Here is a 12,397-nt window from a genome sequence, read left to right as displayed (position 1 = left end):
GAATCCCAATGAACGACATGAGCAGTGAGCAAGGCAGCCCCGCATCCATTCTGCTGATTGATGACCACCCCCTGCTGCGCAAGGGCGTGAAGCAGCTGATCGAACTGGATACGGATCTCGAAGTAGTCGCCGAAGCCAGCAACGCCAACGATGGTGTTGCCGCTGCGCTGGAGCATGAGCCCGATCTAATTCTGCTGGATCTCAACATGCCAGAGATCAACGGCATCGAAACCCTCAAGATGCTGCGCGAAGAGGGTGTGGATTCCCGTGTAGTGGTGTTTACCGTCTCCGATAATGAAGAGGATGTGGTCGCCGCGCTAAAAGCCGGTGCCGACGGTTATCTGCTGAAGGATATGGAGCCGGAGGAGCTGCTGAACAACCTCAACCAAGCCGCGCTGGGTAAGATGGTGATCAGCGACCGCCTCACCACCTTGCTCGCCCAGGCGCTGCAGAGCAAACGTACCGCCAAGGGCCCGGACATCAGCAGCCTGACCCCACGCGAACGTCAGATCATCAAACTGATCGCCGCAGGCCTTCCGAATAAACTGATCGCCCGTAAACTGAGCATCACCGAAGGCACCGTGAAGGTGCATGTGAAACATCTGTTGAAGAAGTTGAACCTGCGCTCTCGCGTAGAGGTCGCAGTTTGGGCCGTTCAGGAAGGGATTAAATAGATCGATTTGGCACAGTGCTGCGCCGCTTATATCCAAAAAGCAGCGCAGTACTGTGTAGTTGAACAGGAACGGTCTAATCTGATACCACGTTCAAGCGTTCCAGCGAATAACCACTGAGCAACACATCCAGGCAACTGAGCAGGTCATCGCTGAGATCCGTCAGATCATCCAACTTCGCCTGTGCCGCAAGCACTTCATTCGCTTCATACAAACGACAGATATCCTGACCTGTCAGATGCACCTGACGATGCAGCTCAATAACCTCACTGAACAAGGCCGTACCACCGTAACGTCTCTTGCCCTCGGTATCCAACCACTGACCAAAACGGCAGGTGTCCGGTGCCAGTGGCGGCGTTTGTTCAACATCACCGCTCAGATAATAATCCAGTGTACGCATCCACGCCTTGTGTTCGATCGCTGCAAATAACAGAGAAAGATCATCCCGGCTGATCGGCTTCTGCGTACGCCACTCCTTTGGCGGTTGCCAGGATTCAATCCATTGCGGAACCTCACTTGCCGGCATCGGTTTTGCGATCGCGTAACCTTGGGCAAGTTCACAGCCCAACTGCAACAGAAGCTTTCCGTGTTCAACACACTCTACACCTTCCGCAATCACCTTACGGCGGAAAGCCGCAGCCATGCCGACAACCCCTTCCAGAATCGCCAGATCATCCGGGTCTTCCAGCATGTCGCGTACAAAGGAGCGATCGATCTTCAGCACCGCTGCCGGCAGCGATTTCAGATAGGTCAGGGATGAATACCCGGTACCAAAGTCATCCAGCGAGAAATTTACACCGATCAGCTGACAGGCCCGCATCACCTTAGATACCTTGACGATATCCTGCAACGCGCAGGTTTCCAGTACCTCCAGCTCCAGGTCCGCCGGCTCCACATCCGGATACTGCGCCAGCAGGCGCTGCAGCTGCTCTGCAAAATTACTCTGCTGTAGCTGCAAGCCGCCAATATTCACACTGACGGGTATATTCAGCCCCATGCGGCTCCAGCACTGTAACTGTTTAAGTGCCTGATTGATCACCCACTCGCCCAATTCGATAGAGAGCGGGTGATCCTCGATCACCGGCAGGAACTCACCCGGCTGCAGATGCCCTTCCACCGGATGGTTCCAGCGAATCAACGCCTCCACACCCAGTACTTGGCCGGTGCGCATATTCACTTTCGGCTGGTAGTAGAGCTCAAACTCGTTGCGCAACAGGGCTTCTCCAATCCGTTCCAGAATCTCATGCTGTCCACGTAAGCTACGGTCGTGCTCGGCATCAAAGAAGTGGTAGCGGTTTTTACCTTCCAGCTTGGCCTGGTACATCGCCTGGTCCGCCTGACGTAACAGCTGGTCCGCATCCACGTCATCATTTTGTGGATAGAACGAGACACCGATGCTGGCCGATACATGCAAGATCAGATCATCCACCAACACCGGTTCGCCGATGACTTTCAACAGACGGCGCAGCAGAGGAATGGCACTGGCAGTGGTTTCGATATCGATCAGTACCGCCACAAACTCATCGCCCCCCAGGCGGGCAACCGTATCGCCCTCACGCAGCACACGCTGGAAACGTTTTGCTATCGCTACCAGCAAGTGATCTCCCATCTCATGACCGTGAGTATCGTTAATCTCTTTAAAGCCATCGAGATCGATGTAGACCACCGCCAAACTCTGCCCACGACGGGCTTCCTGATACATCGCCTGACGCAAGCGATCCGACAACAACATACGGTTTGGCAGGCTGGTCAGGCGATCATGATAAGCACTGAACTCCAGTTCGCGCTGTTGCTGCTTCTGGGTGGTGATATCGGTGCACACACCAATCCACTTGTAGGGCTTACGGTTGTCATCCAGCAACGGCAGTGCATGGTCACTCCAATAACGGTAGGTGCCGTTGTTATGGCGAATACGGTACTCGTAATTGATCGGCTGGATGCTATTACGATGCTGTTCCACAACACCGGCCAGCCTTGGCCGATCATCCGGATGGATCAACGCCAACCAGCTGTCTACCTCATGAGAGATTTCTCCGGGTTTGCAGCCCAGAATACGGTCGATATCACCAAACCAGCGCAAGCTGTCTGTTGCGACCTCCCATTCGTAAATCAGATCATAAGCCGCCTTCCCGGCCACCTTAAAGCGCTGCTCACTCTCACGCAGGGCGTGCTCGATCCGCTTGATCTCAGAGATATCCACTGAAATCCCACACAGGGCGTAGATAGATCCATCGTCCCGACGTAAAGGAAGCTTGGTCGTGCGGTAGATTCCTACACTGCCATCGCGCAGGTTGGTGGCTGACTCCTCTTCCCGGAAGGTTTCACCTGTTTCAAAGACCTGTCGGTCATTCTGTTTAATAATCACAACAGATTCAGCATCGAAGAATTGGTCATCGGTGTAACCGATCACTTCATCCATCGATACACCCCACAAATCCAAGACCTTTTTGTTGGCGAACAGGTACTTGCCGTCCGAATCCTTGAGGTAAATATAAGCGTCCACGTTATCCAGGATGGCGCTCAACTTGGCTTCATTGGCGGCCACCTGATCCTGTGCATCAACGATATCGGTGATGTCATGTGCGATGACCAGAATCTGGTCGTTACCGTCCACATCCTTAAAAGGACGCTTGATCGACTTAAAGTGGCGCACTTCGCCGGTTACGGCATCCGTACTGTCCTCAAAGACAACCTCTGTTTCACCCCTAGCGATCACCGCCTGTATGTTCTCGCGGAAGAAATCGGCCATCTCTTTGGGCACGCCAAAGTCGGCATCGTCCTTACCAAGCATCTCGTCCGGGGTCGTGTTGTAAAGTTGAGCGACCGCCTGATTACCCAGCAGGAATTTACCGTCCTTGTCTTTAAGTACCACCACATCAGGCATTTCATCGACGACGGTACGCAACAACGCCTCTCGTTCGTGCAGCGCACGCAGGGATAGACTCAACTGGGCTTGAGCCAGGTGGGCTTGTCTCAGAGAATTCACGATCGCAACAAAAGCCAACAGTATTACGAGCGCAAGCAGAGCAAATCCGCCGCGAATCAGCCAGATAACGCCTGGCAGTGCCTGCTCTCCTTTTGCGACCGCTGCCAGTTGCCAGCTGCCGTTGGGCAACAGAATCTCGGTCAGCACCGGGTGTTCATCAAATAGGGAGGCACGCCCGAAGAACACCTCCCCTTCCGGCCCTAACGCATCTTTACCGCGAATGGCGATCTCGATGGGCATATCATCATTCAGAAGGCCACTGTTCATATACAATGCATGCTCATCAATCAGGGCGCTGGCGATTCCCCAGAAGTAAGGCCCACCCTCATCGCTCAGAAACACGGGCATCCGGGAAATAAACGCAGTACCACCTTCGATCAGATCAACAGGCCCCGACAACACCATCTCACCGGTACTGCGTGCCCGCTGGATTGCTCCAAACTGTTCGGGGACTTTTGCGAGGTCCAGATTTAAAGCCCCTTCATTCCCTGCTATCGGGTAAAGAAATTTGATCACCAGCCCCGGCGCCGCCGACATCTCCTTAAGACGTTGATTCTTTTCCATCAACGCCTCTGCAGCCTGCTCAAAGGTAAGTTGATCCATATAAGGATCGGCGGCTATCGCAGCGATCAGCCCCCTGGCAAGCTGCATATCACCTTTCAGGTTGTTATCGATACGGTCCCGGGTGGTGTACAGGTGCTGCTGCACTTCAGAACGGACTTGGATGGCATGCCGCTCGTAAATGAATTTTTCAGTGAAGTACGCGCCAGTAACGAAGGAAAGAAGCAAGATAAAGCCCAACACGTACACAGCGGGCGGGGTCAAGTTTAGCGATGCTAACGAGTGAGATTGCATCTGAGCACGATCTCTATCGGAGGCTCTGTCGCGATTCCGCATTGATTTTCCTTGAATCATCGCATTCGACTGCGTGGGCGGCTGAATACCGAACTACGAACATGTTGAATGGTTGCACAACATCGCTGGCAAGCGCAATTTATCCAATTGAATTCAGACAGATATATTGCCCGGGGACAAAAAGACGTTGCAAAAAACAACAGGCATATATGCAAGTAATGGGGGCCGAGTATCCGGACAAATATCACGTGATCTCAGTTAGAAAAAAACCGGCGGAATAGGTCAGATTCCGCCGGTGACTTGCCAGTTGATATGAGGCCCTGAACACCTCATGAGTCAAGGTTTCTGATAAGCCATTGCACGTCACTGGATAACGAGGAGAGAGGGTATTATCCAGAACCTGATCCGAGCATCTAGATCAGCACGTGCAACAACCTTCAGAACGCTGTCAACGATAAACCCGGTTTATTATTTGACCAATACCTCTGAAGAGATAAGTTTTATATACCCCTTCAAAAAATCACCTGTAATTAATATTTATCAATTACAGACAGGGTGTATTGAGGCTGAACTTTACGTCCCCAAATTCATCGATTTGCTCCCCTCTCTTGCCACACTGTACCCCTTAAGATTACTAGGGGTAGAAAAAAGTCTAACACCCACTTATAAAAACAAAAATATCCTTTTAAATTCAAAGGATTAAACATCAACCCATCCAATACCACGAAGGTGGTATATCACCTTTACATCCTCAAACCGGCCTGAAAAACCGTTGATATATGTCAATATCCGTCTTTTAGAAAGGGCATATTTTTACTGCAAGTTACTCTTAATCACTACCGACTCAACTGGAATAACTGCTGTAAAAAATCGTGTGTTTATCAACTTAAAAACCTTCAAACCTTTTTGATTGCTCAAACGGTAAACCACGAAATTACACACCATCTGTTAGCCGGTAAAACTGCAAAAATCGCTGTTAATATTTAGGAGCAGTCACATGTCCACTAGCGGAATAAGGTTACTGAATTTTGGCGACCCCAAAATTAAAACCTTGCACATTACCTGGTTCGCTTTCTTTCTGACCTTCGTGGTCTGGTTCAGCCACGCGCCGATGATGGCTTACATCAAGGACGTCTTTGGTCTGTCGGGCGCGGAAATTAAGGCACTGCTGATACTGAACGTGGCACTGACGATTCCTTCGAGGATTGTCATCGGTACACTGGTGGACAAGTACGGACCTCGTTTGATCTACAGCATCCTGCTGGTCATTGGCGGTGCGATTTGTCTTGGCTTCGCGGCCGCACAGACCTATGAACAGCTGGCGATCATGCGATTCCTCAGCGGTTTCATCGGCGCCGGATTCGTAATCGGTATCCGTATGGTGAGCGAGTGGTTCCCAGCGAAACAGGTCGGTGTTGCTGAAGGTATCTACGGTGGCTGGGGTAACTTCGGTTCCGCAGCCGGGGCAATGACCCTGCCAACCATCGCCCTGATATACGGCGGTGAGAACGGCTGGCGTTACGCTCTGGCGTCTATCGGTGTGATCGCGATTGTGTACGGTCTGATCTACTACCGTATGGCACGCAACACTCCAAAAGGCTCCACGTACTTCAAGCCGAAGAAAAGCGGTGGCCTGGAAGTTACCAGCAAAGGCGATTTCGTCTTCTACATTCTGATGAACATCCCGATGTATGTGGCACTGGCGGTTCTGACCTGGAAACTGTCGCCAACAAACATCGGGCTGCTGGATGGATTCGCGACTAACGCAATCTACGCGGCGCTGGTGATCCTGTTCCTGGTTCAGGTACGTGCGATCTACCACGTTAACGAAGAGAACCTGAAAAACGGCGTACCAGAACTGCACCGCTACAAGTTCAAGCAGGTGGCGGTATTGGACGTGGCTTACTTCGCAACCTTTGGCTCCGAGCTGGCGGTAGTATCCATGCTGCCCCTGTTCTTCCTGGAGACGTTCGACGGTCTGGACCCGGTAAAAGCAGGTCTGCTGGCATCCGGTTTTGCCTTCATGAACCTGGTGGCACGTCCTACCGGTGGTCACCTGAGTGACAAGATCGGCCGTAAGAAAACCCTGAGCGTGCTGATCCTGGGTCTGGCCGTTGGTTACATGATCCTGAGCCAGATCGACGGTACTTGGTGGATTCCTCTGGCAGTGATCGCAACTATGGCGTGTTCCTTCTTCGTGCAGGCAGGTGAAGGTGCAGTATTCGCAGTGGTGCCTCTGATCCAGCGTCGCATGACTGGCCAGATCGCGGGTATGGCGGGTGCTTACGGTAACGTCGGTGCGGTGTGCTACCTGACAGTACTGAGCTTCGTGGACTACTCTACCTTCTTCATGGTAATCGCCGCCTCTGCTGCTGTCGTGTTCGGCATGGTGCAGTTCATGGATGAGCCAAGCGGCAAGATGGCTGAGGTTCTGCCGGATGGCACCGTACAGCTTATCGATGTGGAATAAGCGATTACTCCACAGCTAAATTAAAAGGTGGGGTCAGCTTCTGGCCCTGCCTTTTGCTGTTTTGGGAAGCCTGGAGCCAGACAAGCTCCTAGAAAACAGGAATTTGATATGTATCTCAGCAACGAAATTGAGCTTGAAACCGGCCAGTGCAGTGAAAAGGGCCGTAAAGAACGCAATGAGGATTGCCTGGGGACCTATCAACCGGAGGGCAACCTGCTCACCACCAAAGGCGCGGTCGCGATCATTGCAGACGGTGTGAGCACCGCCGAAGCCGGCGCGGAAGCTGCACAATACTGTGTGCAGGAGTTCCTCAGCGACTACTTCGATACCCCGGATATCTGGACGGTCAGCAAGTCCGCCCAGAAGGTGCTGACCTCCATCAACCGGCTGCTCTATGCCCGCAGCCACGAATACCTCTCCACCAGCCGCGGCCACGTCTGCACCCTGTCCGTGCTGGTTATCAAGTCCCGCAAGGCACACCTGTTCCATATCGGGGACAGCCGCATCTACCTGATCCGCAACCAGAGCCTGGAGCTCCTGACGGAGGATCACATCACCCGCCTGAGCGAGAGCAACAGCTGCCTGTCACGGGCGATGGGCATGGATACGCATCTGGAGATCGACTACCGCTCTATCGATATCGAAGAGGGTGACCTGTTCCTGCTCAGCACCGATGGCATCCACGATACGCTGGAACCGTCGGTCCTGAAAAATATGGCGCTGGCCGACCGCGACCTGCAAGCCTGCAGCGAAGCGCTGGTGCAGGCTGCCTACGACGCCGGCAGCACCGATAACCTGAGCTGTCAGTTGGTCCGTGTGGAGAAACTCTCTGACAACACAGTAGACGAGATCACCGACCGCCTCACCGACCTGCCCTTCCCGCCGGATCTGGAACCGGGCATGAAGATCGATAACTACTTTGTCGAATCTGAACTGTACGCCAGCAACCGCAGCCAGCTGTACCGGGTGCGTGATCTGGAAACCGAACAGCTCTGGGTGATGAAAACCCCGTCACGCAACTACGAAGACGACGCCGCCTACATCGAGCGCTTTGTAATGGAGGAATGGGTCGGTAGCCGCATCCACAGCCCCAACGTGGTGAAAGTGCATATCCCCAACCGTGCCAAAACGTTCCTCTACTACTTAATGGAGCCCATCGAAGGGGTGCCGCTGGATGAGTGGATCGAAGCCAATCCCACCCCGAAACCGGCACTGGCCATTGAGATCGTCAAGCAGATCGCCAATGGTCTGAAGGCGTTCCATAAACGGGAAACCCTGCACCAGGATCTTAAGCCGAGCAATGTGATGATCCGGCCGGATAACACAGCCGTTATCGTCGACTTTGGTTCGGTGTTTGTGGCGGGGATTAACGAGATTTTTGTGCCGATCGAGCGCGACCGGATCCTCGGCACCATGAACTACTCTGACCCGGTTTTCCGACTGGGCCAGAACACCGGAATCAAGGGGGATATGTTCTCCCTGGCGGCGATCACCTACGAGATCTTTACCCACCACCTGCCGTTTGGCGACGGCCTGGAAAACTGCGAAAAGCCACAGCAACTGCAAAAACTGAAATACATCCCTGCGGACCGTTACAATCCGATCATCCCGATCTGGTTCGACCGCGCACTGGAAAAAGCAATGATGATCGACCCGCAACAACGTTACGACACTATCAACCACTTTATGCAGGATCTGACCGAACCCAACCCGGCCTTCCTGGTACCGCGTGAAGCCGCGCAGAAATCCCCTAACGCACTGATCTTCTGGCAGCTGATGTCGCTGGTGTGGTTTATGATCGCCCTGTTTACCCTGATCGCTTTCTGGCTGAAATAACCAATCGATAACCGCTCATTCCCGCCATTCGAAGTGCGGGAACATCGTATTCAGTACCGCTTTGAGCTGAACCTTTTCGGACGTGGCGATCACCGCCGGTTCACACAGTTTCGGATCAAGGCACTGCCCTCCATGGTTGATCTGCAAGGCATAGCGCCGTACCCCCCGTGTCATCAGCTGCTCTGCCAGACGTAACAGATCGTCCGGCTGCATCAGACGCCAGTCCACCGTGGTGCGGCATTCAAAATGGGTGCCGCTGTCCAGCAGCAGGTCCAGGCAACGCTGGTTCTGGATATGCTGGTTGGCGCGCCCGGTGACTGTCTGATAGAGATCATCCGGGGCTTTCACATCCAGGCCGATCCAGTCGGCCAGACCCAGCAACTTCGACAGCGAACTGGCGCTGACACCGGCAGTATGCAAACCCACTTTATAGCCCAGCTCGATGGCACTGAGCATTGCTTCACGCAGACCCGGTTGCAGGGTCGGCTCACCACCGCTGAAGACCACCGCTTCCAGCATCCCCTTGCGCTGCTCCATAAAACTCACCACCCGCGACCAACTCAACTGGCCCGGTTCCTCCCGAAAGGGGATCAGGTGTGAGTTCTGGCAATAGGCACAGCGCAACGGACAGCCCTGCGTGTACACCACACAGGCAAGGTGGTCGGGGTAGTCGATCGTGGTGAGGGGAGTGAGACCACTGATCTGCAGGGCTGCCGTCATGCTATTTCCTCGCTGCTTTCTAGGCCTTACTTACGCCTTACTTATGCCTTAGTTTCGACAAAGTGGCAGCGCTCGGCGTGCTCGGCTTTTTTGCCCGCATTAAACTGTGCCACCGGGCGGTGGTACCCCATGACACGGGTCCAGACTTCGCAGCGCTGGCGTTCTTCCGGTTTCAACAGGGTATTCGCTTCGTCGATATGTGCGTTCATGGTGAACTCCTTGTTCGCTTCTAGTATTCAGTAATTTTGTTGGCTTAGTGTTCGTTTCAGTGGGCCAGCAGGGCCTTCATCTGCTCCTGCTTTTTCTGCAGTAGCTCTTCGTCACAACGTGGACAGAACTCGTGTTCTCCGGCCAGATAACCGTGTACCGGGCAGATGGAGAAGGTTGGTGTGATGGTGATATAGGGCAGCGCAAACTGACTCAGTGCGGTTTTCACCATCTGCTTGCAGGCCCGCACGCTGGAGATCCGCTCGCGCATATACAGATGCAGTACAGTGCCGCCGGTATAGCGGGTCTGCAGCTCGTCCTGCATCTCCAGCGCCGTAAACGGATCGTCGGTGTAACCCACCGGCAGCTGGCTAGAGTTGGTGTAATAAGGTGTTTCACGGGTACCGGCCTGCAGGATATCCGGGAAGCGTTTCTGGTCTTCACGGGCAAAGCGGTAGGTGGTGCCCTCCGCCGGGGTGGCCTCCAGGTTGTAGAGGTGGCCGGTCTGCTGCTGGAACTCGGTCAGGCGCTCGTTGATATGGTTGAGCAGGCGGATCGCCTCACGCATCCCCTCCTCGCCGGTGATATCCATACGGTCATCACTGAAGTTACGCAGCATCTCGTTGATGCCGTTCACGCCCACGGTGGAGAAGTGGTTACGCAGGGTGCCCAGGTAACGTTTGCTGTACGGGAACAGGCCTTCATCCATCAACTGCTGAATACGCTGGCGCTTCAGTTCCAGCGAGTCTTTTGCCAGGTACAGCAGGTGGTCCAGCTGTTCGTACAACTCATCCCAATCACCTTTGTTGCGATACCCCAGGCGGGCGCAGTTAATGGTCACTACACCGATAGAGCCCGTCTGTTCGGCAGATCCAAACAGGCCGTTACCCCGCTTCAGCAACTCGCGCAGATCCAGCTGCAGGCGGCAGCACATGGAACGCACCATGTTCGGCTCCAGGTCGGAACGGATAAAGTTCTGGAAGTACGGCAGGCCATACTTGGCGGTAAGGCTGAACAGACGCTCGGCGTTATCACACTCCCAGTCGAAATCCTTGGTGATGTTGTAGGTGGGGATCGGGAAGGTGAACACCCGCCCCATCGCGTCGCCCTTATCCATCACCTCCAGGTAAGCGCGGTTGATCATGTCCATCTCTGCCTGCAGCTCGCCATAGTTAAACGGCATCTCTTCACCGGCGATCACCGGGATCTGCTCGACCAGATCTTCCGGACAGTGCCAATCGAAGGTCAGGTTGGTGAACGGGGTTTGAGTCCCCCAGCGGGACGGCACGTTGAGGTTGTAGATCAGCTCCTGCATACACTGCAGCACAGCCTCGTAGCTCATCTGATCTTTACGTACAAACGGCGCCAGATAGGTATCGAAGGAGCTGAACGCCTGCGCACCCGCCCACTCGTTTTGCAGCGTGCCGAGGAAGTTAACGATCTGCCCCACCGCACTGCTCAGGTGCTTGGGTGGACCACTTTCCAGGCGACCCGGAATGCCGTTCAGCCCTTCGTGCAACAGTGTGCGTAACGACCAACCGGCACAATAACCGGACAGCATATCCAGGTCATGGACATGCAGATCCCCTTCACGATGCGCCAGGCCGATCTGGGGTGTGTACACCTCATTCAGCCAGTAGTTAGCGATCACTTTGCCTGAAACGTTCAGAATCAGACCTCCCAACGAGTACCCCTGGTTGGCATTCGCGTTTACACGCCAGTCGCTACGCTCAAGATACTCATCCACGGTACTTCTGACGGCTACTGACTGATGGTTATCCATGACACCCTCAACACTATATATGGTTGGTTATTTACAACTTAGCACAATATGTAGTGCATTGTGCGTAACCCAACCACTAGATAGCCTTGATTGTTATCAAGGGGCCAAAAATTATTTTCCCTTATGATGGCTGCCACTTTAGAGGAGTAATCAGATGGCCTTTCTCACCGCACGCTTAGCGTTTACCCGCCCCGACAGGGTAAAACTGATGACTCGGGTGATCAGCAAAACCGAGTCCCTGATCCCGTTCAGCGTAAAGAAACAACTGCTGGAGAAAGCCCTGAATCAGGCCTTTTCGCAACCGCTGGCCGATGACGAGTTTTACTTTCTGGAAGACCACCAGCTGGGTCTGGAAGTGACCGATCTGGGTATTAAAGTTGTACTCAGCTGCGAAACGGAACAACTGGTGGTGTGCAATTCAGACAGCGCCGATGCCTGGGTTAAAGGTGAAGCACGCGACTTTTTAAAACTGGCCAACCGGGAACAGGATCCGGACACCCTCTTCTTCCAACGCCGCCTGCTGATCGAAGGCAATACGGAACTGGGACTGGCGGTAAAGAACCTGCTCGACAGCATCGATTGGGACGACCTGCCGCAGATGATGCGTAAAGGGGTTGAGTTGGTGAGTAAGCTGCCGGTTTAACCACGTACCGGCTTGAAAGTGTCGTTTTCTCAACAGATTATGCCTTCACCCATAACGTATCAAAGTAATGTAAACGCCACGAAGCCCAGTAATCCTTGAGCTGACCGGAATATTCAAGTCGCAGTGATGTATATGTAAACCTCCCCTAATTAGTTACACGCATAATTAGAGTTTTCCAGCGGGTCATGTTTGGCCAGATATTCCCAGGGGGTGAGGTCACCCAATG

At 53.7% G+C, this 12,397-nt stretch carries 8 protein-coding genes; 4 read left to right on the top strand and 4 right to left on the bottom strand.

The features are described 5' to 3' along the window. The first annotated feature begins 8 nt into the window (after nt 1–8). A complete protein-coding gene (gene narL / locus QKW35_RS18700) occupies nt 9–674 on the top strand; it encodes a two-component system response regulator NarL (protein WP_345774508.1) in 666 nt (221 codons plus the stop codon). 73 nt (nt 675–747) lie between these two features. Here narL and QKW35_RS18695 read toward each other — a convergent pair whose 3' ends face one another. After that, nucleotides 748–4,482 carry an EAL domain-containing protein gene (locus QKW35_RS18695; RefSeq protein WP_282355602.1) on the bottom strand — a complete coding sequence of 1,245 codons (3,735 nt, stop codon included), beginning with the start codon at nt 4,480–4,482 and terminating at the stop codon, nt 748–750. Between the two features lie 1,027 nt (nt 4,483–5,509). Between QKW35_RS18695 and QKW35_RS18690 the strand changes: the two genes are divergently transcribed. Together QKW35_RS18690 and QKW35_RS18685 are read left to right on the top strand one after the other, a co-directional pair. Then, the gene (locus QKW35_RS18690; protein ID WP_282355600.1) at nt 5,510–6,982 is read left to right on the top strand and encodes a NarK family nitrate/nitrite MFS transporter; all 1,473 of its coding nucleotides are present in this window, start codon (nt 5,510–5,512) and stop codon (nt 6,980–6,982) included. A 108-nt stretch (nt 6,983–7,090) separates the two neighbouring features. Then, on the top strand, nt 7,091–8,818 hold the full coding sequence (locus QKW35_RS18685; protein ID WP_282355598.1) for a bifunctional protein-serine/threonine kinase/phosphatase: 1,728 nt from the start codon (nt 7,091–7,093) through the stop codon (nt 8,816–8,818). Nucleotides 8,819–8,833: 15 nt separating this feature from the next. Here the strand turns inward: QKW35_RS18685 and QKW35_RS18680 are convergent, their stop codons facing one another. Genes QKW35_RS18680 through QKW35_RS18670 form a run of 3 tightly spaced genes read right to left on the bottom strand, consistent with a single transcriptional unit; the run spans nt 8,834 to nt 11,528 of the window. After that, a complete protein-coding gene (locus tag QKW35_RS18680; RefSeq protein WP_282355596.1) occupies nt 8,834–9,538 on the bottom strand; it encodes an anaerobic ribonucleoside-triphosphate reductase activating protein in 705 nt (234 codons plus the stop codon). Nucleotides 9,539–9,579: 41 nt separating this feature from the next. Next, entirely contained in the window at nt 9,580–9,747 is a 168-nt protein-coding gene (gene nrdD / locus QKW35_RS18675; protein WP_282355595.1) for an anaerobic ribonucleoside-triphosphate reductase, read from the bottom strand. Between the two features lie 56 nt (nt 9,748–9,803). Next, nucleotides 9,804–11,528, bottom strand: coding sequence for a ribonucleoside triphosphate reductase (locus tag QKW35_RS18670; protein WP_282355592.1), 1,725 nt, complete (start codon nt 11,526–11,528; stop codon nt 9,804–9,806). Between the two features lie 154 nt (nt 11,529–11,682). Here QKW35_RS18670 and ubiT point away from each other — a divergent pair, with 154 nt between their 5' ends. Further along, nucleotides 11,683–12,171 carry a ubiquinone anaerobic biosynthesis accessory factor UbiT gene (gene ubiT / locus QKW35_RS18665; RefSeq protein WP_282355590.1) on the top strand — a complete coding sequence of 163 codons (489 nt, stop codon included), beginning with the start codon at nt 11,683–11,685 and terminating at the stop codon, nt 12,169–12,171. Nucleotides 12,172–12,397 lie beyond the last annotated feature (226 nt).

Source organism: Pontibacterium granulatum (assembly GCF_029961155.1).
GTDB lineage: Bacteria > Pseudomonadota > Gammaproteobacteria > Pseudomonadales > Balneatricaceae > Pontibacterium > Pontibacterium granulatum.
The sequence above is the reverse complement of the archived record's forward strand: the minus strand, read 5'-3'. Positions and strand labels throughout refer to the sequence as shown.

Bases quoted from the DNA above. Each gene is read 5' to 3' on its own strand.
- narL (WP_345774508.1), top strand. From the start codon at position 9: ATGAACGACATGAGCAGTGAGCAAGGCAGCCCCGCATCCATTCTGCTG.
- QKW35_RS18690 (WP_282355600.1), top strand. From the start codon at position 5,510: ATGTCCACTAGCGGAATAAGGTTACTGAATTTTGGCGACCCCAAAATT.
- QKW35_RS18685 (WP_282355598.1), top strand. From the start codon at position 7,091: ATGTATCTCAGCAACGAAATTGAGCTTGAAACCGGCCAGTGCAGTGAA.
- QKW35_RS18680 (WP_282355596.1), bottom strand. From the start codon at position 9,538: ATGACGGCAGCCCTGCAGATCAGTGGTCTCACTCCCCTCACCACGATC.
- nrdD (WP_282355595.1), bottom strand. From the start codon at position 9,747: ATGAACGCACATATCGACGAAGCGAATACCCTGTTGAAACCGGAAGAA.
- QKW35_RS18670 (WP_282355592.1), bottom strand. From the start codon at position 11,528: ATGGATAACCATCAGTCAGTAGCCGTCAGAAGTACCGTGGATGAGTAT.
- ubiT (WP_282355590.1), top strand. From the start codon at position 11,683: ATGGCCTTTCTCACCGCACGCTTAGCGTTTACCCGCCCCGACAGGGTA.